The organism is Aquitalea pelogenes, assembly GCF_041914625.1.
GTDB lineage: Bacteria > Pseudomonadota > Gammaproteobacteria > Burkholderiales > Chromobacteriaceae > Aquitalea > Aquitalea pelogenes.
Genome location: NZ_JAYSDA010000001.1, coordinates 381845 through 402333 on the forward strand (window position 1 = coordinate 381845; position 20489 = coordinate 402333).

The following is a 20489-nucleotide window of genomic DNA, read 5'->3' on the forward strand; positions in this document are numbered from 1 at the left end:
AGTCCGGGTTTTTATCAGCGGGTAATCTTTAAAAAAGATTACAGCGGCTGGATGTTGGAGGCTTGTTTGCCTTTCGGGCCATCGACGATGTCGAAGCTTACGCGCTGGTTTTCGGCCAGGGTGCGGAAGCCTTTGGCATTGATCTGGGAGAAGTGAGCGAATACGTCATCGCCACCTTCATCCGGAGTGATGAAGCCAAAACCTTTGGAGTCGTTGAACCACTTAACGGTACCGGTTGCCATTTTGTTTATCCTCAAAACGAGCAAGTTGATAAAACGCATGAAGTTCAAGGGAAATGGCGACTGAGGTACGGACTAAATGCCACTACGACAACTACACATCCACAACTTGAGCATCCTGCAGGCAGGCATACTGCCCATTGTTGTGCGGGTTGGCAAGCATTTTCTGCACATCCTGACCCTGTCCACCAAGCCGGTCATGCCAAAGACATTGTTTTGGAAATGGTTTTCGTCGGCATGATACTGTCTCAGGCGCCGAAAAACCCTTGCGCTTCTGCCCGGTCCAGTGCCTGCAGCAGCCATTCGCCGGCCAGCGGGCAGCCATCGCTGACCTTGCTGGCTGCCATGGACACCACTTGTTGCTTGCTGACCCCGTTTTCACGCCAGCTCTGGCCTTGACGGTTCAGGTTGAGCAGGATGGGCATCAGCCGGTCCATTGCCCGAGCAAAGCAGGCTTCGGCGCTCTGGCGCGCTTCGAACTCCTGCCACAGCTCCACCAGCCCGGCAGCCTGCGGTTCTGGCAGCAAGCCGCAGATACGGCGCATGGCTGCCAGTTCTTCGGCTTCGCGCTCGGCATTGTCGGTGGCGGCGTAGACAATCACATCACCGGTATCGATTTCGCCCAGGTCGTGGATCAGCAACATGCGGATGACCTTGTCCAGGTCCAGCTTCACCGGTGCATGTTCCGCCATGGTGAGCGCGAGCAAGGCAACCTGCCAGCTGTGTTCGGCAGAGTTTTCATAGCGATCAAGCCCCACCGGCTTGGTCTTGCGCAAGACCGATTTGAGCTTGTCGATTTCCAGAATGAAGTCGATCTGTTTTTGCAAGATGCTGAACGGGGTAGTCACGGCAAGGGGTTTCGTGTTGGTTTGGGAAAGCGCTCATGATACGCCGCCACGTTTGTCCGGGGGCAAGGATTTGCAGGTACTTCCTGCAAATGAATGATTTATAGTGCAATGACATCAGGCCATACAGCGAGCACGTCATGAGTGATGAAGCGCAATTGGAATTTGTGCGGGAGGACCCGGAAGGCTTTCAGGATTTCCGCGATGTGTTGTCCGACTATGCCCCCCAGATTGAAAGCCTGGCCACCCAGTTGGGGCAGAATCCGCAGTCTGCCACGCTGATTGGCGATTTGTTCCGCCTGATGCACACCATCAAGGGGGATGCCGGTTTGTGCCGGGTGATGTTTGTCGTGCCCTATGCTCACGCGCTGGAGGGGCTGCTGGCGCGTTTGCGCAGCGGCGAGCTGGTGTATCAGGAAGTGATGGGCGATGTGTTATTGCTGGTGCTGGACCGGCTGGAACTGGTGATGGGGCAGATCGCCAGTGCGCGACAGGTGGACCGGGTGCAGATGCAAACCCTGCTGGAAGCCTTGCGTTCGCTGGAAACCCTGCCGGCGCCTTCTGTCACGGCCAGCTGTGCGCGCCTAGTGGCGGCGATGGTAGGCGCACAGGGCAAAAGCGAGGCCCCTGCGGCTAGTACATCCGGTGCCAGCAAGGTATTGACGCGGCAGCAGGACATGCTGCTGTTTCGTACCCTGGCCTTGCAGCTGGAGCAGCGCATGCCGGAATTCGTCGGCCGGACCGAACGCAATCTCAGGCTGGCGCTGGAGGTGAATCGACAGGCGGGCAACTGGGTGGATGCCGAGCAGCTGGAGGCGGCCATCTACATGCACGATGTAGGCATGATGTTCCTGCCAGAAGCACTATGGCTGAAAACCGGCAGCATCAGCGACAACGAGCGGCGGCTGATGGTGTTGCACCCGGCCTGGGTGGCTGGCCTGTTGGGCCGCATGCCAGGCTGGGAGGAGGCCGCACTGATGGTGATGCAGCACCATGAAACGCCGGATGGCGAAGGCTACCCTTATGGTCTTGTCGCGGGGGAAATCTGCCAGGGGGCACGCATTCTGGCCTTGGTGGATGCATTCGAAGCGGTGATGCTCAAGCACGCCCACCGCGGTCAGCGCCGTTCCATGCTGCGTGCTGCCGCCGAACTGAACGCGGCGGACGATCAGTTCGAGCGGGCCTGGCTTGATCCTTTCAATCAAGTAGTGCGCCGCATGCTGGAGCAGGCTGCGCAATAAGCGGTTCAATGCGTCTTCATGTCATGACTGGCCAGCCAGTCCAGCATGCGCTTCCAGCCGTCCTGCGCAGCGGCGGCATTGTAGGACGGTCGGTAATCGGCATTGAAGGCATGTCCGGCATCGGGGTACACCACGATTTCCGAATGGCTGTGCCCCTGGCCTAGTGCCTGGCGCATGCTGTTGACGCTGTCCTGCGGAATGCTGCCATCCTTGCCGCCGTACAGTCCAAGCACCGGTACTTTCAAGCTCGCGGCGATATCCACCGGCTGACTGGGCGTCAGCGGGCCGTGCTCGCCTGTCAGCTTGCCATACCAGGCAATCCCGGCTTTCAGATCCGGGTTATGGCTGGCGTACAGCCAGGTAATGCGTCCGCCCCAGCAAAAACCGGTGATGGCTGCATGTTTGGCATCGCCCCCATGCAGGTTTGCCCAGGCGAGCGTGGCGTCCAGATCCTGCAGCACCTGCGCATCAGCTACCTTGCTGACAATGGTATTGATGATGGTGGGGATGTCGCTGGCTTCGGCCGGATTGCCCTGGCGGAAGTAAAGCTCCGGCGCAATGGCGAGATAACCCAGTTTGGCCAGGCGGCGGCAGATATCGCGAATATGCTCGTGCACGCCAAAAATTTCCTGAACCACCAGCATCACCGGCAGCTTGCCTGACTGTACACGTGGCTTGGCAAAATAGGCCGGCAATATGCCGTCATCCAGTGCAATGCCGGCCAGCCCGGTATCCAGATCGTGGCTGTCCGTGATGATGCTGGCGGCGGATATCGGCTGTACGGCCAGGGCAAAGCCGGTTGCCAGTGCCTCTTTGAGAAAGTTGCGACGCGGTGGGTCAAAGCGATGCATGGAATGCTGCCTCCGGAGTGGGGTGCCGAGGTGGCACCCAGGGCTTGAGGTTTGTGACGGGCTTGGCGACAATGCCGCTCTCCAGTTGCTTTGGCGTGCGTATTGTCGGCGTGTCGGCGGCTATTTGACTAAACTGTAGTCCAGATTCGTGTTTCCAGTCATCACCATGTCCCAGCCTCCTTCCAGAATCAAGCTGCCCGGCCGTTTTTTGCGCGTGGGTGAGCAAGTCCCGGTCGATGTTTATGCCAAGAACGGCTTTTTGCTGCTGAAGAAGGGTCATTACGTCCTGACCCCCGAGCAGCGCGAACGCCTGATGGACGTGGCGCATGGCGATGTGGAAGAGGTGGCGGTGCGCCTGGAGCGGGAGCGGCTGGACCGCGCCGCCCAGCGTGAACGCGAAGCCGCGGCCAGCAGTCCGAAAAACCCGCTGGTGGAGGCAGGGTTCATGGCCGGACGGCTGGAAGCGGTGCTGTTGCACGGCTTGGCCGTGCCGGGGCTCGCCGGCAGGCTGGAGGACATGGCTGAAGAGCTGATACAACTGACCCAGCGTTTTCGCGATGGCATGCTGGCGTCACTGTTTCTGCTGCCGGTCAAGTCGCACAGCTTCCGGGTGGCGACCTTGCTGGCGCTGCTGGGGCGACGGCAGGGCATGGAGCCGGCAAGGCTGAAAAGCCTGGTCGGTGCCGGCCTGTCGATGAATGTGGCAATCAGCCAGTTGCTGAACCAGCTGGCCAGCCAGCGTCAGCCCATGAGCTTGCCGCAGCAGGAGGAAATGGTGGCCCACCCGGTATTGGGTTCTGCCATTTTGCGAGAGGCTGGCGTGACGGATGAGCATTGGCACCTGCTGGTGCAAACCCATCACGAGCAGGACGACGGGCAGGGTTATCCGGCCGGTTTGCATGCGGATGAAATCCACCCGGATGCCCGCTTGCTGGGGCTGGTGGACTTGCTGTGCGAGCAGTTTTACAGCGATGCCGCGCTGTTGCCGTCCCAGGTGATGGCCAGCCTGTTTCGCGGCGAGCTGGGGCAGTTTCCGCCAGCGCTGGTGTCCTTGCTGATCAAGGAAATGGGGATTTATCCGCCGGGCAGTTTTGTCCGGCTGGCCAGTCATGAAATCGGTGTGGTGACCCATAGCGGGGAAAAGGCAAACCAGCCGCGCGTGGCAGCATTGCGCAAGGTAGATGGCCCGCCTTACGCCGATGTCCTGCTGCGGGACAGTCGCCAACCCGCCTACCGGGTGGTGGAGCCGGTGGCCGCAGCCACCGCAGCAGTGAAACCGGCTTATCTCACCCGCTTGTGGACCTCACGTTTGGGGTAGTCAATGGCTGGCAGCCGACGCTGCCGGCAAGGCGGAGTCTTTTTGCAGCGGCTTGATCTGGATGTCGGACAGATTGTTTACCTTCCATACCCGACGCATGTGGCCGAAGTCACGTTTTTGCTGATTGCTCAGCCGGAGTTCCGGCCGCATCGACAGGTCCAGAAACACTTCCCCCAGATAGGTGCTGCTTCCTGCCGTGACGTCAAAGCCGGCATGGATGGGCAGGGTGACCGAGCGCCACTGGCTGCCCCAGCCGGATTCCTCTATCCAGTTGCCCCAGGCGTCGGATGCCTGGTAGTGGCCGGGTGGCAGGGCCAGCAACAACAGTTTTCCATCCACCGGGCTCATGCCTTCCTCACCAAAAACCGTATCGGTATTCATGCTGGCACGGCTGTTGGCGATGGTGTCACCGTTCTGGTCCTGGATATGCAGGCCGACGTTGGCAGAATCCTGGTCAAAGGCCTTGGCGGTCAGGGAGGCAATGACATAGCCATAGCCGGGAGGTGGCGTAATGCTGCCTTGCAGGCGGTCTGCCATGGTAGTGCAGGCGCTTAGCATGATGGCTGCCAGCAGCATGCCGCCGCGCTGGAGAATGCTCATGAGTGTCCACTCCGGATCGGTTGGCTCGGTAAGTGTAAAGTTGGCGGTTTGCATCTTGCCGCCAGACAGGAATCCGGTATCCTAGCCGATCAATTTATTGTTGATAACAAAAACACACACAAAGGATGATCATGGATCAGTTTGAAAACGTCAGCGTCGCCAAGCGCGCCAATGTTTACTTTGATGGCAAGTGTGTCAGCCACAGTATCACGCTGGCAGATGGCACCAGCAAGTCGGTCGGGGTGATTCTGCCGTCCAAGCTGCTGTTCAATACCGGTGCGCCGGAAATCATGGAACTGCTGGAAGGCAAGTGCCGCATTACGCTGGCAGGTAGTAACGAGGCCATCAGCTACGAAGGCGGTCAAAGCTTCAATGTGCCGGCTGACAGCTCTTTCCAGATTGAAGTGCTGGAAACCCTGCACTACGTTTGTCACTACGGCTGATCTGGCCGACCGCATCATCCCGAACCCGGCGCTGCCGGGTTTTTGCATTCTGGCCTGTCGGTGCTGACTGTGTGAGCAGGTGATCTGGCGCGCGAATTGTACGAGATGCACTACAGGCCTTCTTTCCTGCGTTACACTGCGCTTTGCGTTTGTCATTATTTGCCGGCCGTCCATGCAGGCAAAACAGGCTTTCCCGGCATGGCTTCCGCGGGTATCCTTGCCGCCTTCCTGCCTTGGGTTAGGGGGATTAGCAGCTATGATGACTATTAAGCAGAGCAACGGCACGGCAGGTATGTGTGCTGCTTGCCCGGGCGTAAACACTATGGTGACTGGATTAATTGAATGCTTAAGCGGGTGAGCGTGTGGTGGTCGCGCCATGTTTTGTCTGCCAGACCGGCGGTGATTTACACCGTCGCGGTGTCGCTGTGCCTGTTGTCGGGCTGGCTGCTGGCATTGCTGGCAACCATCGTGCAGGAAAAATCCGAGCTGCAGTGGCAGGCCGAATCCGCGGCACGCCAGCTGGAATTGCAGCTGACGCAAGGTGAAATGGCGCTGACGCGCATGGATGGCATTCCTGCAGAAGCCGGCTGCATGGCAGCGTCGGCAGGGCTGGCCGCCATTGTGCAATCCGTGCCGCATGCCCGCCATGCCATGCGTGAATGGGCGGATGGTCGCCGTTGCAGTGCGAATCCATCCCGTACCGAGGCAGTACCGGCCCAGCAGCTGTCGCTGCAACAGGTGCCGGGTGGCGGCTACGGCCTGGTGCTGACACATCATGCCAATGGTCACAGTGTGCTGGAATTGAATGCCGTGCCGCTGCTGGAGCAACTGCAAACCCGGACCCGCGGGGTGCAGGTGGGGCTGGTGTGGGGCACGCGATACCTGAGCCTGGCAGATGGCGTGGCCGAGGTGGGTGCAGTGCCGGATAGCGGCCTGCTGCATCGGCAAAGCCTGTCCGGTGGCGCGCTGGATGTGGTGGTGCAGGAAAGCTGGGGGACGGTGTTGCAGCGCTCCTTGCTGCACCGGCTGGATACCATGCTGCTGGCCCTGGCTGCCGGGGTGGTGCTCGGTTGGGCGCTGATGCGGCGCAAGCTGGCACGCAACACCAGTTCCTGGGAGATTGCCCAGGGCATACGCAATCGCGAATTCTTTACCCACTACCAGCCGATTGTCACCGCCGAATCGGGCGAGTGTGTCGGGGTGGAAGTACTGGCGCGCTGGCGTCATCCGGTGCAAGGGGCGGTGCGGTCCGATCTGTTCATACCGGCGGCGGAAGATGCCGGCATGATCGTGCCACTGACGCGTTACCTGCTACGCCGGGTCTGCAAGGAGCTCAAGCCGGTGGCGCTGCCGCCGGGTTTCATGGTGGGGGTGAATATCGCCGCCGAGCACCTTGGCATGCCGGACCTGGTGGAAGACTGCAAACTGCTACTGGCGGTATTGCGCGAGAAGAAGGCCGTGCTGGTGCTCGAGGTTTCCGAGCGCTTTCCCTTGCCCGAGCATCAGGTCACACACCGCGTGGTGCAGGACTTGCGCCAGTTGGGGGTGAAGCTGGCGCTGGATGATTTTGGCCTGGGGCATGCCGACCGCAATTACCTGCGGCGCTGGGGTTTTGATTACCTGAAAGTGGAAAAGGGCTATGTCTCGGCCCTGGGCAAGGACAGTTTCAAGGCCAATATCCTGGATGGCTTGCTGCTCACCTCGCGCCAGCTGGGTGTGCAGGTGATCGTCAAGGGCGTGGAAACCCAGGGACAGCAGAACTACCTGTCGGTAAAGGGTTTCCAGTTGTTGCAGGGTTTTTATTTCGGCAAGCCGATGACGCTGAACCATTTCCGCCAATGGCTGTATTCCGGCATTACCCAGGACCGTTCAGCGGCTGCTGCGCGTGAGGCCGCTGCCGCAGCCAACGGCACGCACTGAACCCTGCGCTGCGCGCTTAGCTGGCCGGGTTCTGCGTGCTGATCAGCAGCAATGATTCCCCGCTGTGCATGATGATTTCCGGGCCGGGCGAGAACTCCACCTCGCCCGGGCTGCGTTCCAGTGCAATCACCATGGCCTTGCCATCGAAGCCCTCTTTCAGGAAGCGCTCCAGCGGCAGGCCTTCCCAGCGTTCGTCCAGCACATGCACCTGCGCGCGGAACTGATTCGGGTAGCGGTGGTGCAGATGTTCAAAGAAGTGCAGGGTTTCCGGGTGGGCCACGATATTGGCCATGTTCATGCCGCCCAGGTGGGATGGAATCACCACATTGTCGGCCCCCACGGCCAGCAGCTTCTTGCGCGAACTTTCATTCTCCGCCTTGGCCACGGCCAGAATCTTGCTGTTCAGGCTTTTGGCCGTCACCACCACGAAGGCGTTTTCTGCATCGGCACTCAGACAGGAAATCAGCGCGTGCGCGCGGGTGATGCCAGCCGCGCACAGGTTTTCGTCTTCTGCCGCATCGCCAACAATAAATGGCACGTCCAGCTCCTGCAGCATGCCGGTATTGGCTTCGTCCCGTTCTATCACCACGATCTGGTGCTGGGTGCTGAGCAGTTCTTCCAGCGCATAACGGCCGGTATGGCTGAGGCCGCAAATAATGGTGTGGCCCTGCATGCGGGCAATCAGTTTTTCCATTTTCTTTCGTCTCAGATAAAGCGGCAGGTCGCCCTGAAACAGCATCAGGGTGAGCGAGGAAATGCCATAACCCACCACGCCGGTGCCGAACACGATCAGCGCTATGGTGAAGTAACGGCCTTCCAGTGAGAGGTTGTGCGTTTCGCCATAGCCGATGGTGGCCAGGGTAATCACCGTCATGAACAGACTGTCGGAAAAGCTCCAGTCCTCGATCAGCATGTAGCCGGAAGTGCCAAACAGCAGGGCGGCAAAGACCAGGCTGCTCAGGAACAGCATTTTACGCGGGAAGCTGTGACGCATGATGGTGGGGTGCAGCCGGAAAATGCGCATTATAGCTGTTTGGCATGGTTGCGGCTGTGCGATGTGATGCGGAACCGGGCATGTTTACCGCCTGGCCCAGATGTGAGCAAAGTTGTCGGACTGGTGATTTTGCAAAGCTTCTTCACACTGTTTTACACGCCGTTACCTGCGGCTGGATAAGCTGAGTGTGTATCAACGCACTGGAGGTCCAGTCATGAAATCCCGAATCCTAGTTCCGGCGCTGCTGGCGCTGTCTATCAGCTCACTGGCCCATGCAGATGCCTCTGCCATTCTGGGTGGTGCCGTGGGTGGTGCGGTCGGTGCCGCCGTTGGCCAGTCTATCGGTGGTCGTAATGGGGCCATTATCGGTAGTGCCGTGGGTGGCAGTGTAGGCACGGCCCTGGCCTACCAGCGTGATGAAGAGCGCCGTTTCCGTGCGCCGCCGCCGGCACCGGTGGTGTATCAGCCGGTGGCCTATGTGGCACCGGTGCGCTACGGCCCGCCGCCCGCCGCTTACTGGCATGATGACTGGCGCGCACGCGAGCGCCATTGGCATGAGCGTGAATGGCGTGATCACGGCTGGCATGACCGTGGTTGGCGTGGTGATGAGCACTGGCGTGACTGATGGTGAGCGCTGGACCAAGTTCCAAGTAGCTCTGCCTTTTTGCAATACTGGTTTTCGGAAAAAGCCCCGAGTTTTCGGGGCTTTTTCCATTGTTGCCAGCACGGACCAGGGCGAAAGTGCAGTCATTGATACGGAACTTTTGCCCGGCATGCAGAAATTGCTTGCTCGCCATGCCCGGCTGTTTCTATAATTGATTAGCAATCAAATCATTTACATGCAAATCATTATGGACAATGTGGACTTACTGCGCCTTGGCATTACCAGCGCCATCATGCAGGCCGGGCGCAAATGGCGGCATATTTCGCAGGACGTGGTATTCGGCCATGGCCTGACCGCGCCTTGTGCCACCGCACTTATCTTTATTGGCCGGCTGGGCGAAGGAATCAACCAGATTGCCCTGGCAGAGGAGATCGGCATCGAAGGGCCGTCACTGGTGCGGGTGATAGACCAGCTGGCTGCCGATGGCCTGGTAAGGCGCGAAAAGGACAAGGTGGACCGCCGCTCCAACACCCTGTGGTTTACCGAGGCGGGCAGGGCATTGACCGACAAGATAGAAGTGGAGCTGGTGCGCTTGCGTGCGCTGGTATTCAAGGACATTTCGCCGGACGACCTGCAAGCCACCCTGCGAGTCTTTGCCGCGGTGGATGCGGCCTACCAGCGCCCGGAACTGGTGGCTGAACTGGCGGCACTGGCCGGTCAGGAAAGAGCATGAAGCTGCCCAGTTGGCGTGACTGGCTGTTTTCGGCCAAGGCCTTCCTGGCGGCCATGCTGGCCTTGTACATTGCCATGGCGCTGGAGCTTCCGCGCCCGTACTGGGCCATGGCCACCGTGTACGTGGTGTCACACCCGCTGACCGGTGCCACCCGCTCCAAGGCGGTTTACCGCATTGGCGGCACCTTGCTGGGGGCGTCTGCTGCCGTCATCCTGCTGCCCCTGTTTGTCAATGCACCCACCTTGCTCAGCCTGGTCGTGGCTTTGTGGACCGGCAGCCTGCTCAGCATTTCCCTGCTGGATCGCACTCCGCGCAGCTATCTGTTCATGCTGTCGGCCTACACCTTGCCGATGATTGCACTGCCGACGCTGAACAACCCGGAAAGCATTTTTGATGTGGCGCTGGCGCGCAGCGAGGAAATCCTGCTGGGTATTGTCTGTGCCAGTGTTGTCTCTGCCTTGCTGTGGCCGGGCAAGGTGGCTCCCATCATTTCGGCAAGGATCGACAGCTGGATGCAGGACGCCCGCAGCTGGGCCGGGGAATTGCTGGCCTTGCCGGATGGTGCCACGAGCGGACAGGACAAGCCGATGGCCATGCATGCCAGCCGTCACAAGCTGGCAGCGGATATTCTGGCGCTGGACCAGTTCATCTCCCACTTGTCCTACGACACCACCAGCTTTGCCATGGTGAAGAACGCGCGCGAGCTGCGTGGCCGCATGAGCATGTTGCTGCCCATTCTGTCCTCGCTGACCGAAACCCGGCAGGCGCTGGTGCAGCAGGGGGAAAGTGTGCCGGAAGGCTTGCGCGTGTTGATGCAGCGGGTGGCCGAGTGGATGGCCGAACCCCGGCTGGAGGCATGCCGCAAGGCGGTGCCGGGTTTGCAGCGCGACCTCGCCAGCCTCAAGCAGGAGATGGCCAGTGGCGATGACTGGCAGTCGCTGTTGCTGGCCCATGCGCTGGCGCGTTTGCAGTCGCTGATCAACCTGTGGCTGGACTGCCGCCTGCTGCAGCAGTTGCTGGCCGAAGAACACCCCACTTTCAGCTGGAAACCGGCCTACCGTCACTGGCCGGTAGGTGGCACCGCCCGCCATTTCGACTACGGCATGGTGGCGTTTTCCTCGCTGCAAGCCTCGGCGGCCATCTTCATTGCTTCGCAGCTGTGGATACAGCTGGGTTGGACCGATGGTTCCGGTGCGGTCATCATGGCGGCCATTGCCTCCTGCTTCTTTGCTGCGCTGGATGAGCCCGCGCCGATGATGCGCACCTTCCTGATCTGGGCGCTGGTCAGCATCGTGCTGACCACGGTGCTGTTGTTCATGGTGATTCCGGCTGCCTATACCTTTGAGATGCTGGTAGCCATGCTGGCCATCCCGTTCTTGCTGGTGGGCACGCTGTTCACCCGGCCGCAATTCACCATGATTGCCATGATGCTGACGGTGAACACCGCCACCTTCCTCAGCCTGCAAGGCGCTTACGATACCGACTTCACCGCCTTCTTCAACGGCAACGTCGCCACTGTGGTGGGGGTGTCCTTCGCCCTGCTGTTCAGCCTGCTGGTCCGCCCCTTCGGCATCGAACTGGCCATCCGCCGCCTGCGCCGCGCCAGCTGGCACGACCTGGCGCGCATGGCATCAGGTCGTGGTCTGGGTGACTACCCGCAACTGACTGCCCGCATGCTGGACCGGCTGGGCCAGCTGATTCCCCGCCTGGCAGCCAACGGGCATGACCAGCTGCCATTGGTGTTCAGCGAACTGCGTACCGGCTTCAGCGTGTTGCACCTGCAACGGGATGAAAACAAGCTGCCGGATAGCGCCGGGGCCGGTGTGCAGAAGGTGCTGGACGATGTGGCCGTGCATTACCGTCAGGCGCTGGCCATGCGCCATGCCCCCCGGACGGATGACCGCCTGCTGCAACACATTGATGCCGCGCTGCGGCAGGTACTGGGCAGCGGCCAGCGCAGCAGTCACGCCGTGCTGACCGTGCTTAACGCGCTGGTGGAATTGCGCATCACCCTGTTTCCCGCTGCCGGCAGTTTTGCCCCGGCAGCCCCCTTGCCCCTGGAACATGGAGAGCTTGCACCGTGATTGGTGAAATCGAAATCTACGGGGTGTATTTCCCCAGCCTGCTGATCCTGATGGTGCTGGCCTTTGGCGTCACCGCCGTGCTGCGCGCCGTGCTGGGACAGCTGGGTTTCTACAAACTGGTATGGCACCGTTCGCTACTGAACGTGGCCTTGTATGTAATTGTGCTCGGCGGATTCGTCGTGCTGACTCGCGGATGGTAATGATGAAAAAGCTGGCAGGAAAAGCGGGCCCGGTGGCCCTGACGCTGATTGCGGTAGTGGCTGCAGTGCTGGTGGGGCGCTACTTGTGGGATTACTACACCAATGCACCGTGGACACGGGATGGCCATGTACGTGCCGATGTGGTGCAGATTGCGCCGGATGTCTCCGGGCTGATTACCGAGGTGCGGGTACATGACAACCAGCTGGTCAAACGGGGGCAGGTGCTGTTTGTCATCGACCATGCCCGCTACACGCTGGCGCTGAAACAGGCCGAAGCGGCACTGGTGCTGCAAAAGGCGGCACTGGCACAGGCAAAGCGCGAAGCTGCGCGCAATCACAGCCTGAGCGACCTGGTGGCGCGTGAAAACGTCGAACAGAGTGATGCCCGCGTGCAGCAGGACGAAGCCAATGTCGCCGCCGCCAGTGCCGCGCTGGATGTCGCCCGGCTGAACCTGCAACGCACCGAGGTGAGCAGCCCGGTGGATGGTTACCTGAACGACCGCACCCCGCGCGTGGGTGACTATGTCAGCACCGGCAAGCCCGTGCTGTCCATGGTGGATGCGCATTCCTTCCATGTGGACGGTTACTTTGAAGAAACCAAGCTGGACCGTGTGCAAGTGAACCAGCCGGTGGAAATCCAGATCATGGGTCAGTCGCACAAGCTGCGCGGTCATGTGCAAAGCATTGCCGCCGGTATTGAAGACCGCGACCGCAGCAACGGTGCCAGCCTGCTGCCCAACGTCAATCCCACTTTCAACTGGGTGCGGCTGGCGCAGCGCATTCCGGTACGGGTGACGCTGGATGAAATTCCGGCCGACTTCCGCATGATTGCCGGTCGTACCGCCACCGTGGCCGTGGTGTCCAGCAAGGGAGGCCAGCAGTGAAACGCTTTTATCCCGTCAGCCTGCTGGTACTCTCGGTGCTGGCTGGCTGCACCACGGTAGGCCCGGATTACCGCCTGCCCGAGCAGGCCGCCATGCAGCGCCCGGCGGCACAAGGCCGTTTTGCCAATGCCGATGGCCAGCTGGCGAGCGCACAGGCGGTGGCCGGCCGCTGGTGGCAGCTGTATCACGACCCGGTGCTGAACCAGTTGGTGGAACAGGCCCGGGCCGCCAATACCGATTTGCGCGTGGCCAGTGCCAATCTGCAAAAGGCGCTGGCGGTAGCCAGTGAAGTCAATGCCGAAGCCGGCCCGCATGCGGCGATGTCGGCGTCCGCCGAGCGCGCCCGCATATCGGGCCAGAGCATGCTGCTGGAAGAGCCGCTGCCGGTGACCAATCTGGGGGACGAAGGCATTCGTGTGGCTTACCAGCTGGATTTGTTTGGCAAGCTCAAGCGTGGCGAACAGGCGGCAGAAGCCAATAGCGAGGCCGTGGCGGCGGCGCGCGACCTGGCAGCTATTACCGTTACCGCCGAAACCGTACGCAGCTATGTGCAGATTTGCTCTGCCAACCATGGTTATCAGGTGGTACAGCAACAGTTGGGCCTGCAGCAAAAGCAGCTGGAACTGACACGTCGTCTGGCCAGTGCAGGGCGGATGACCGCCACCGATGTGCTGCGGGCACAGGCGCAGCGCGACAGCGTGAATGCCGCGCTGCCAGCCTACCAGGCGCAGCGGGATGCCGCGCGCTACCGGCTGGCCATGCTGCTGGGCAAGGCACCGGCTGAAGCCTTGCCCGCTGCCGCACTGGCCTGCGCGCAAGAGCCGCAGCTGACCCAGCCCATTCCGGTGGGCGATGGCAGGGCGCTGCTGGCGCGCCGCCCGGACGTGAAGCAGGCCGAGCGCCGTCTGGCGCAATCCAGCGCCATGATAGGGGTGGCCACGGCCGATCTTTATCCCAGCATCACCCTGGGTGCATCGGCTGGCTTTACCGGTTTTGTCGAAGACCTGGGCAAGCGCTCTACCCAGCGCTTCGGTTTTGGCCCGCTGATCAGCTGGAGCATTCCGGACAGCGGCAGCATGGCGCGGGTACGTGCAGCCAAGGCGGACAATGCGGCGGCGCTGGCGCATTTTGACGGCGTGGTGCTCAATGCCCTGCGCGAAGTGGAAACCAGCCTCAGCCTGTATGCCAAGGACTTGCAACGCCTGACGCTGTTGCGCAGCGCGCGCGACAATGCCCGTGAAGCTGCGGCGCAAAACCGCCGCTTGTACCAGGCGGGCCGCGCGCCTTATCTCACCAGTCTGGATGCTGATCGCACCATGGTCAGCGGCGAGCAGGCCGTGGCCATGGCCGAAAGCCAGCTGGCACAGGATCAGGTCAATCTGTTCCTGGCGTTGGGTGGTGGCTGGGAAGATGCTGCCAGCGTAGCAAAGCCGGATCAGCATTAAGTACGGGCAGAACACCATGTCGGTAGCGGCCGCCACATTATGTCTGGCAGCCACTACCGGCATTTTTTTGTCCGCCCGGTTTGCCAGGTACGCATATTGCTTGAAAATGTGCGCTGTAATTTAAATGCGCTTGTGCCTGGTGTGCACTACGGCATAGCATTGACATCATTTTTATCTGTTTGGAATTTCAATGGCGGTAACTCAGAGCATTCCCATCCTGTTACCCGTCTTTGTGGTCACCGAATTGCTGTGCGCCTGCAATACCGTACAACTGTGGTCATTGAAAAAAGCCGGCGTCGCCGGTACCCGCAGCTGGCTGCTGGCCAATGCCGCCATGCTGGGTTATCTGCCTGCGCTGGGCCTGCGCATGGTGCTGCCGCTGATTTTCAGTGTGGTGCTGAGCAATGGCCTTGGCCTGGTGGCAGCCAGCATGTTCTACATCGGTTGCGCGCGCTTTCTGGGCCGGCCCAGCCATACCCGGCCACTGGCCTTGCTGGTGCTGGCCGGTGTCGCCGGTTTGCTGGGCTTTACCCTGCTGCTGGACAGCATGCGGGTGCGGGTGGTGATTGCCTCGGGTGGTATCAGCATCGTGTTTGCCGCCACGGCCTGGCTGTTGTTCCGCCACCGCATTGCCAGCCATCGCGCCACGGTGTACTGGCTGGGTGCGGCCTGTAGTGTCGTGACGTCATTGCTGCATCTGGGGCGTGCTGTTTATTACGGTGGCGGCTTCGGCAATATCAGCGACCTGTTTGCCACCACCGTACCCAATGTGTTTTCCATGAGCCTGACTGCGGCGCTGGTGCCCGGCTTGTCGATGCTGGCAGTAGCCATGGTGCAGGAGTACCTGTTGCGTGATGCCACCTGGCGGGCGGAACACGACGGCATGACCGGACTCAATACCCGTCAGTGTTTTGAAAGCCGCAGCATGCAGCTGTTGCAGCAGGCTGAGGGCAGCAACTTGCCATTGTGTTTGGTATTGATGGACCTGGACCATTTCAAGCAGATCAACGACCGGCATGGCCATCAGGCAGGGGATCAGGTGTTGCTGACATTCAGCGAGTCGTTGCGTCAGGGCATGCGGCCAACAGATGTGACCGGCCGCATGGGGGGCGAAGAATTTGCCCTGTTGCTGCCACAAACGCAGCCGGCGCAAGCGCTGGCCATGGCGGAAAACCTGCGCTTGCGTGCTGCTGAAATACCGGCGGTTTCACTGGGCGGCAGCATTCCTTACAGCGTCAGCATGGGGCTGGCGGTATGGCAGCCGGGCATGTCGTTTACCGAGCTTTACCGCCACGCCGACCAGGCCTTGTATGCGGCCAAAAAGGCAGGGCGCAACCAGGTGATGCAGGCGGCGCAGCCTGCCTGACACTCAGCCTTGCAGTGCCGCTCGCAGACGCTCCAGCGCTGCCTGCCCCTGCTGTCTGGCCTGCAAGGCTTCATCCATGTCAACGGCGCTGAATGCAAGGCGCTGATTGGGTGGTAATTGTCCCACCACGTCCAGATCGGCACTGATGACGGTGCCCAGCATGGCATAACCGCCGCCGGAAACCGCGTCCCGCAACAGGATGATGGGTTCCTTGCCGGCTGGTATCTGGATGGAGCCAACCGGATAGCCGGCATCAACGATGTTTGATGGATCGGCCCCGGCACCGAAGGGTGCTTCCCGTGGCCGGAATTGCAAGGGTGAGCCGCCCTTGAGCCGGTAGCCGATGCGGTCGGATTCCGATGCCACCGTCCATGGCTCCTGATAGAAGCGTTCAGCCGATTGTGCCGTCAGCCTGTGGTCATACAGGCCGGGCAGCACCCGCACCGTGGCCTGGCGTGGCAAGGGCCGGCGCAGGGCGGGTGGCAGGTTGCGGCCCGCCGGTGCCTCCGCAGTTGATCGGCCCAGCATCAGCATGTCGCCAGCCTGCAGGCATCGGCCCTGATAACCACCCAATGTCCCCAGCGTATAGGTGGAGCGGCTGCCCAGCACCGTCGGCACGTCGATGCCACCGGAAACCGCCAGATAGGCCCGTACCCCGGCCTTGGCCGGGCGGAAGTCCAGCATGTCACCTGCGGCAATGGACAGGACCTGATTGGTGGCCTGTGGCTGGCCGTTGATCAGCGGCAGCATGTCGGCACCGCACACGGCAATGCGGCAGTCCACGCCGAATTGCAGCTGCGGCCCCAGCAGCGTGCACTCCAGTACCGCCGTGGTTTCCGGATTGCCCAGCAGCAGGTTGGCGGCGCGGAATGAATACTGGTCCAGCGCGCCGGAAGGCGGGATGCCCAGATGGTAATGACCGTTGCGGCCTGCGTCCTGTACCGAGGTGGCGAGGCCAGGCTTGATGACCTTAATGTGCATGATGGCCTCCAGGAAGGGATAGATTGTAGGCCTGTGGATTGGCCAGGAAGTCCGGCAGCGAGAAGCGGACCGGAAAGATATCCAGCTGAAAGCTGCCCTCGGCTACCGCCTGGACGGCTGCCTGGTATTGCTGCTGGTCGATGGGCTTGAAGCGGACAATATCGCCGGGACGGAACAGCACCATGCTGTCTGCCAGATAGGGCAGGGATTGCTGCGGGTCGTAAATCGGTGCCGGGGTAATGCCGAACATCTGGTAGCCACCGGCACCTGCCACCGAATAGATGCAGGCGAAGCAGCCTCCGTGGCCTATGGTCTGGCGCGGGGTTGCGGTGCGCGGGCTCAGGTACTTCGGTACTTGCAGCTGGCGGTCGCGCTCTACCATCTGGTACATGAAGGGCAGGCCGGCGACAAAGCCCACCATGGAGACAAACCACGGTGCACCGCTATGCGCAGCAATGAAGGCGTCTACCGAGTCAAAACCGTTGCAGCGCGCGGCGTATTGCAGATCGGTGGATTGCGGGTCCTGATGGCGTTCGCGAAAGCGCGCCCCCACTTCCAGCGTCCAGGGGTCGTCATACCAGACCGGTATTTCCACCAGCCGGGTGTCCAGTGTCTGCGGGCTGTCCTGTACCGCCTGTTCCAGCTCCTGCACCAGTTGCAGCAATTGCGCGGCCGGCAGGATGTCCGGGTCAAAGCGCAGCTGGAACGATGCATTGGCAGGGCATATTTCGACAATCCCCGGCCATTGTTGCTGGCGCAGCAGCCCGGTGATGGCCATGCTGGTGAAGCAGGCGGTCAGCGACATGGATTCGCTGACCTCGGCAAACAGGAACTCGTCGCCGCCAAAACTGTAGCGAATGCTCATGCGGTTCTCCCGGTGTCACGCACCAGCGGGTCTGCCACCGTGTCTGCCGTGCTGCCCGGCCAGTGCGCCAGCCAGTGCTCCAGAAAGCGGGTGTGATAGCGCGCGGCGCATACGTCGGCATCGGCCAGCAAGGCCTGGTGCAAGCTTTTTGTGTGGGCAACGCCACTGATGTGCAGTTCATCCAGCGCCCGGCGCATGCGACTGAGTGCGTGCTTCCTGTCTTCATCCCACACGGTCAGTTTGGCCAGCATGGAGTCGTAATAGGGGGGGATGACACAGCCCGGGTAAAGCATGCTGTCCACCCGCACCCCCGGCCCGCCGGGTAGTTGCAGCTGTTCGATGCTGCCAGGTGTGGGCAGGAAGTTGCGCTGCGGGTCTTCTGCATTGATGCGGCATTCGATGGCAGCACCACGCAGCCGGATGTCCTGCTGTTGCCAGCGCAAGGGCTGGCCGTCGGCAATCAGCAGCATTTCACGCACCAGATCAAGCCCGGTGACCATTTCAGTGACCGGGTGTTCCACCTGTATGCGGGTATTCATTTCAATGAAGTGGAACTCATCCTGATCGAACAGGAATTCCACTGTGCCCGCCCCGCGGTATGCCACGGATTGCGCCAGCCGGACTGCTGCCTGGCACAGCCTGTTGCGCTGTGCGTCATCCAGCGCGGGGGAGGGTGCTTCTTCCATGATTTTCTGGCGGCGGCGCTGCAAGGAGCATTCACGCTCGTAGCAATGAATCACCCGCTGGCCATCCCCCAGGATTTGCACTTCCAGATGCCGTGCCTGCGGCATGAAGCGCTCCAGATAAAGATGCCCGTCGCCAAAGGCCGCCAGCGCTTCCCGTTGCGCAGCGGCAAACGCCGCATGCAGCGCTTCGGCATGTTCCACCACACGGATGCCGCGGCCGCCACCACCGGCTACGGCCTTGATCATCAGCGGATAGCCGATTTCTTTCGCCATGCCCATGGCTTGCACCACGTCAGCCAGTGCGCCGGCGCTGCCCGGTACGGTGGCAACGCCAACCGCCTGTGCCATGGCGCGGGCCCGGGCCTTGTCACCCATCAGCGCGATGGTGTCTGCCGTCGGGCCGACAAAAATCAGCCCGGCGGCCTCTACCTGACGGGCAAAGTCGGCATTTTCGGCGAGGAAACCATAGCCCGGATGAACGGCATCCACTTCCTGATTGCGGGCCGTAGCCAGAATGGCCGGAATGTCCAGATAGCTTTTTGCGGCGGGTGGCGGGCCGATTTCCACAGTCCGGTCTGCCATCTGGCAGGCCAGACTGTTGCGGTCCGCACTGCTGTGTACCAGTACGGTCTGCGCGCCCATTTCACGGGCAGCCCGGATGATGCGCACCGCAATTTCCCCGCGGTTGGCCACCAGCAGGCGACGGATACGTTGCAAGGCAATGGGCTGCGTCATGTCACCACCCTCGCCACCGGCTGGCCGATATCGACCGCATCGCCGTCTTCCAGCAAAAAGGCGAGCAAGCGCCCGCCATGCTCGGCAGTCATTTCGTTGAATTGCTTCATCACCTCGATGCAGGCGATGACGGTATCCGCTGCAACCAGATTGCCTTCTTCCACATAGGGCGCTGCATCCGGGGCCGGGCGACGATAAAAAGTGCCGGGCAGAGGGGCGAGTATCAGGTGTTCAGTCATGTGCTTGTCCTTGAACAGGGTGTTGTGGTCCGCCTCAGCCAATGGCTTGCTCATGCGGTGCGCGCAGGGTGATGCCAGCCTGTAGCAGACGGTCACGGGTGGTGCGGATCAGTTCCAGCGCGCCGGGGGTGTCGCTGTGAATGCAGATGGAATCGAAGTCGACCGGAATGCGCTGGCCATCCACGGTATCAACCAGGCCTTCCGTGCAGGCCAGCATCACCTTGTCGGCCACAGCTGCCGGGGAGAGCCGTCCCATCCGGCGGGTAAATACAATCCGCCCGCTGGCGTCATAATCCCGGTCGGCAAAGAATTCGCCTACTGCCTTCACGCCCAGTGCCTGCGCGGCCTGATGCGTGGCGGAACCAGCCATGCAATACACCGCCAGTTGCGACGACAGTCCCTGGACTGCCTGCAGGAATGCCAGTGAAAGCGCTTCATCGGCAGCCAGCGTCATGTACAGGGCACCATGCGGTTTGACATGCTGCATGACCATGCCTTCCAGTTGCAGGAAGGCTTGCAAGGCACCAATCTGGTACACCGCGTCCTGTACCAGTTCCTGTGCGCTGACCTGAATGCTGCGCCGCCCGAAGCCCACCAGGTCGCGATAGCCAGGGTGGGCGCCCACGGCAACGCCATGTGCCTTGGCCAGGCTGACGCTGCTGGCCATGGTGGCCGGGTCGCCGGCATGAAAACCGGTGGCAATGTTGGCCGAGCTGATCAGCGGCATGATGTGCCGGTCGTCCCCGTCGCCAATCTGCCATGGGCCAAAGCCTTCCCCCATGTCGGCGTTCAGGTCGATTACCTGTTTGTACATGTGTGCTCCTGTCTGAGAGTGAGTCAGACCGACACCCTAGGCAGCGTGAACAGGCGGGGGAAGTTTTAAATTTTGATGGTGTCCCATCAATTATTTTGATACCGCCAGGCAGCCAGACAGAGCAGGGCGTCCGACCGCATATGCCTTGCCTTGTACGCTGTTTTAGCTGTACCGCAAGGCAGCTTGCCGCAACTGCTTCACTGCTCGCAAAGGCCTGCTTCATCGTCGGCTCATGCATCTGATACCGAATTTCGACCTTTCCCCAAACAAACTCCTCCCCATCTGATTGGCCTGCCACCACAAGCGCTTTGATGATTGCCAATGTCATCAACCCGCCCGGACGCCTTCATGCCCAACCCCTACCAGCTGCGCTTCCCCTCCCACCTGGGCCTGGACCTCTCC

At 61.1% G+C, this 20489-nt stretch carries 22 protein-coding genes; 12 read left to right on the forward strand and 10 right to left on the reverse strand.

Annotated elements, in window-relative coordinates; genetic code table 11:
- Positions 1-38 precede the first annotated feature (38 nt).
- Both ACE3SE_RS01930 and ACE3SE_RS01935 read right to left on the reverse strand, forming a co-directional pair.
- Positions 39-242 carry a cold-shock protein gene (locus ACE3SE_RS01930; protein WP_045845074.1) on the reverse strand — a complete coding sequence of 68 codons (204 nt, stop codon included), beginning with the start codon at positions 240-242 and terminating at the stop codon, positions 39-41.
- A gap of 245 nt (positions 243-487) precedes the next feature.
- Positions 488-1087 (reverse strand): HD domain-containing protein, encoded by a 600-nt coding sequence (locus ACE3SE_RS01935; protein ID WP_374553584.1) that lies wholly within the window; start codon positions 1085-1087, stop codon positions 488-490.
- A gap of 137 nt (positions 1088-1224) precedes the next feature.
- Between ACE3SE_RS01935 and ACE3SE_RS01940 the strand changes: the two genes are divergently transcribed.
- Positions 1225-2325 carry an HD-GYP domain-containing protein gene (locus tag ACE3SE_RS01940; RefSeq protein WP_374553586.1) on the forward strand — a complete coding sequence of 367 codons (1101 nt, stop codon included), beginning with the start codon at positions 1225-1227 and terminating at the stop codon, positions 2323-2325.
- 5 nt (positions 2326-2330) lie between these two features.
- On the opposite strand, the gene ACE3SE_RS01945 is transcribed toward ACE3SE_RS01940, so the two are convergent.
- Positions 2331-3176, reverse strand: a complete 846-nt coding sequence (locus ACE3SE_RS01945; protein WP_374553588.1) for a dienelactone hydrolase family protein — start codon at positions 3174-3176, stop codon at positions 2331-2333.
- A gap of 166 nt (positions 3177-3342) precedes the next feature.
- Between ACE3SE_RS01945 and ACE3SE_RS01950 the strand changes: the two genes are divergently transcribed.
- On the forward strand, positions 3343-4494 hold the full coding sequence (locus ACE3SE_RS01950; protein WP_045845070.1) for an HD-GYP domain-containing protein: 1152 nt from the start codon (positions 3343-3345) through the stop codon (positions 4492-4494).
- Here the strand turns inward: ACE3SE_RS01950 and ACE3SE_RS01955 are convergent, their stop codons facing one another.
- Positions 4495-5094: a hypothetical protein gene (locus tag ACE3SE_RS01955; RefSeq protein WP_374553590.1), complete on the reverse strand. Its 600-nt coding sequence runs from the start codon at positions 5092-5094 to the stop codon at positions 4495-4497. It abuts the gene before it with no gap.
- A gap of 131 nt (positions 5095-5225) precedes the next feature.
- Between ACE3SE_RS01955 and ppnP the strand changes: the two genes are divergently transcribed.
- A complete protein-coding gene (gene ppnP / locus ACE3SE_RS01960; RefSeq protein ID WP_062786251.1) occupies positions 5226-5537 on the forward strand; it encodes a pyrimidine/purine nucleoside phosphorylase in 312 nt (103 codons plus the stop codon).
- Positions 5538-5879: 342 nt separating this feature from the next.
- The gene (locus ACE3SE_RS01965; RefSeq protein WP_374553592.1) at positions 5880-7457 is read left to right on the forward strand and encodes an EAL domain-containing protein; all 1578 of its coding nucleotides are present in this window, start codon (positions 5880-5882) and stop codon (positions 7455-7457) included.
- 16 nt (positions 7458-7473) lie between these two features.
- Here the strand turns inward: ACE3SE_RS01965 and ACE3SE_RS01970 are convergent, their stop codons facing one another.
- The gene (locus tag ACE3SE_RS01970) at positions 7474-8481 is read right to left on the reverse strand and encodes a potassium channel family protein (protein ID WP_231588785.1); all 1008 of its coding nucleotides are present in this window, start codon (positions 8479-8481) and stop codon (positions 7474-7476) included.
- A 184-nt stretch (positions 8482-8665) separates the two neighbouring features.
- Here ACE3SE_RS01970 and ACE3SE_RS01975 point away from each other — a divergent pair, with 184 nt between their 5' ends.
- The 8 genes from ACE3SE_RS01975 (at position 8666) to ACE3SE_RS02010 (ending at position 15767) form a co-directional block, all read left to right on the forward strand.
- Positions 8666-9076 carry a glycine zipper domain-containing protein gene (locus ACE3SE_RS01975; RefSeq protein ID WP_045845067.1) on the forward strand — a complete coding sequence of 137 codons (411 nt, stop codon included), beginning with the start codon at positions 8666-8668 and terminating at the stop codon, positions 9074-9076.
- Positions 9057-9266 (forward strand): hypothetical protein, encoded by a 210-nt coding sequence (locus ACE3SE_RS01980; RefSeq protein WP_374553595.1) that lies wholly within the window; start codon positions 9057-9059, stop codon positions 9264-9266. Before ACE3SE_RS01975 ends, ACE3SE_RS01980 begins: the two co-directional genes overlap by 20 nt.
- A gap of 24 nt (positions 9267-9290) precedes the next feature.
- The gene (locus ACE3SE_RS01985) at positions 9291-9788 is read left to right on the forward strand and encodes a MarR family winged helix-turn-helix transcriptional regulator (RefSeq protein WP_231588784.1); all 498 of its coding nucleotides are present in this window, start codon (positions 9291-9293) and stop codon (positions 9786-9788) included.
- The gene (locus tag ACE3SE_RS01990) at positions 9785-11872 is read left to right on the forward strand and encodes an FUSC family protein (protein ID WP_374553596.1); all 2088 of its coding nucleotides are present in this window, start codon (positions 9785-9787) and stop codon (positions 11870-11872) included. Before ACE3SE_RS01985 ends, ACE3SE_RS01990 begins: the two co-directional genes overlap by 4 nt.
- Positions 11869-12072: a DUF1656 domain-containing protein gene (locus tag ACE3SE_RS01995; RefSeq protein ID WP_045845065.1), complete on the forward strand. Its 204-nt coding sequence runs from the start codon at positions 11869-11871 to the stop codon at positions 12070-12072. The genes ACE3SE_RS01990 and ACE3SE_RS01995 overlap by 4 nt, the downstream gene beginning before the upstream one ends.
- Positions 12072-12956 (forward strand): efflux RND transporter periplasmic adaptor subunit, encoded by an 885-nt coding sequence (locus tag ACE3SE_RS02000; RefSeq protein ID WP_231588783.1) that lies wholly within the window; start codon positions 12072-12074, stop codon positions 12954-12956. Before ACE3SE_RS01995 ends, ACE3SE_RS02000 begins: the two co-directional genes overlap by 1 nt.
- Entirely contained in the window at positions 12953-14401 is a 1449-nt protein-coding gene (locus tag ACE3SE_RS02005; protein WP_374553599.1) for an efflux transporter outer membrane subunit, read from the forward strand. The genes ACE3SE_RS02000 and ACE3SE_RS02005 overlap by 4 nt, the downstream gene beginning before the upstream one ends.
- Positions 14402-14591: 190 nt before the next feature.
- Positions 14592-15767, forward strand: a complete 1176-nt coding sequence (locus ACE3SE_RS02010) for a GGDEF domain-containing protein (protein WP_374553600.1) — start codon at positions 14592-14594, stop codon at positions 15765-15767.
- A 3-nt stretch (positions 15768-15770) separates the two neighbouring features.
- On the opposite strand, the gene ACE3SE_RS02015 is transcribed toward ACE3SE_RS02010, so the two are convergent.
- The 5 genes from ACE3SE_RS02015 to ACE3SE_RS02035 are packed head-to-tail and all read right to left on the reverse strand — an operon-like array spanning position 15771 to position 20087.
- Positions 15771-16748 (reverse strand): 5-oxoprolinase subunit C family protein, encoded by a 978-nt coding sequence (locus ACE3SE_RS02015; protein ID WP_374553602.1) that lies wholly within the window; start codon positions 16746-16748, stop codon positions 15771-15773.
- Positions 16738-17613, reverse strand: a complete 876-nt coding sequence (locus ACE3SE_RS02020) for a 5-oxoprolinase subunit B family protein (RefSeq protein ID WP_062791158.1) — start codon at positions 17611-17613, stop codon at positions 16738-16740. The genes ACE3SE_RS02015 and ACE3SE_RS02020 overlap by 11 nt, the downstream gene beginning before the upstream one ends.
- Entirely contained in the window at positions 17610-19034 is a 1425-nt protein-coding gene (locus tag ACE3SE_RS02025; protein WP_374553604.1) for an acetyl-CoA carboxylase biotin carboxylase subunit, read from the reverse strand. The genes ACE3SE_RS02020 and ACE3SE_RS02025 overlap by 4 nt, the downstream gene beginning before the upstream one ends.
- Positions 19031-19327, reverse strand: coding sequence for an acetyl-CoA carboxylase (locus ACE3SE_RS02030; RefSeq protein ID WP_374553606.1), 297 nt, complete (start codon positions 19325-19327; stop codon positions 19031-19033). Before ACE3SE_RS02030 ends, ACE3SE_RS02025 begins: the two co-directional genes overlap by 4 nt.
- Positions 19308-20087, reverse strand: coding sequence for a 5-oxoprolinase subunit PxpA (locus ACE3SE_RS02035; RefSeq protein WP_374553608.1), 780 nt, complete (start codon positions 20085-20087; stop codon positions 19308-19310). Before ACE3SE_RS02035 ends, ACE3SE_RS02030 begins: the two co-directional genes overlap by 20 nt.
- Positions 20088-20489: the final 402 nt, after the last annotated feature.

Coding starts and splice junctions, on each gene's coding strand:
- ACE3SE_RS01930 (WP_045845074.1), bottom strand. CDS start 242: ATGGCAACCGGTACCGTTAAGTGGTTCAACGACTCCAAAGGTTTTGGC.
- ACE3SE_RS01940 (WP_374553586.1), top strand. CDS start 1,225: ATGAGTGATGAAGCGCAATTGGAATTTGTGCGGGAGGACCCGGAAGGC.
- ACE3SE_RS01945 (WP_374553588.1), bottom strand. CDS start 3,176: ATGCATCGCTTTGACCCACCGCGTCGCAACTTTCTCAAAGAGGCACTG.
- ACE3SE_RS01950 (WP_045845070.1), top strand. CDS start 3,343: ATGTCCCAGCCTCCTTCCAGAATCAAGCTGCCCGGCCGTTTTTTGCGC.
- ACE3SE_RS01955 (WP_374553590.1), bottom strand. CDS start 5,094: ATGAGCATTCTCCAGCGCGGCGGCATGCTGCTGGCAGCCATCATGCTA.
- ppnP (WP_062786251.1), top strand. CDS start 5,226: ATGGATCAGTTTGAAAACGTCAGCGTCGCCAAGCGCGCCAATGTTTAC.
- ACE3SE_RS01965 (WP_374553592.1), top strand. CDS start 5,880: ATGCTTAAGCGGGTGAGCGTGTGGTGGTCGCGCCATGTTTTGTCTGCC.
- ACE3SE_RS01970 (WP_231588785.1), bottom strand. CDS start 8,481: ATGCGCATTTTCCGGCTGCACCCCACCATCATGCGTCACAGCTTCCCG.
- ACE3SE_RS01975 (WP_045845067.1), top strand. CDS start 8,666: ATGAAATCCCGAATCCTAGTTCCGGCGCTGCTGGCGCTGTCTATCAGC.
- ACE3SE_RS01980 (WP_374553595.1), top strand. CDS start 9,057: ATGAGCACTGGCGTGACTGATGGTGAGCGCTGGACCAAGTTCCAAGTA.
- ACE3SE_RS01985 (WP_231588784.1), top strand. CDS start 9,291: ATGCAAATCATTATGGACAATGTGGACTTACTGCGCCTTGGCATTACC.
- ACE3SE_RS01990 (WP_374553596.1), top strand. CDS start 9,785: ATGAAGCTGCCCAGTTGGCGTGACTGGCTGTTTTCGGCCAAGGCCTTC.
- ACE3SE_RS02000 (WP_231588783.1), top strand. CDS start 12,072: ATGATGAAAAAGCTGGCAGGAAAAGCGGGCCCGGTGGCCCTGACGCTG.
- ACE3SE_RS02010 (WP_374553600.1), top strand. CDS start 14,592: ATGGCGGTAACTCAGAGCATTCCCATCCTGTTACCCGTCTTTGTGGTC.
- ACE3SE_RS02015 (WP_374553602.1), bottom strand. CDS start 16,748: ATGCACATTAAGGTCATCAAGCCTGGCCTCGCCACCTCGGTACAGGAC.
- ACE3SE_RS02020 (WP_062791158.1), bottom strand. CDS start 17,613: ATGAGCATTCGCTACAGTTTTGGCGGCGACGAGTTCCTGTTTGCCGAG.
- ACE3SE_RS02025 (WP_374553604.1), bottom strand. CDS start 19,034: ATGACGCAGCCCATTGCCTTGCAACGTATCCGTCGCCTGCTGGTGGCC.
- ACE3SE_RS02030 (WP_374553606.1), bottom strand. CDS start 19,327: ATGAGCAAGCCATTGGCTGAGGCGGACCACAACACCCTGTTCAAGGAC.
- ACE3SE_RS02035 (WP_374553608.1), bottom strand. CDS start 20,087: ATGTACAAACAGGTAATCGACCTGAACGCCGACATGGGGGAAGGCTTT.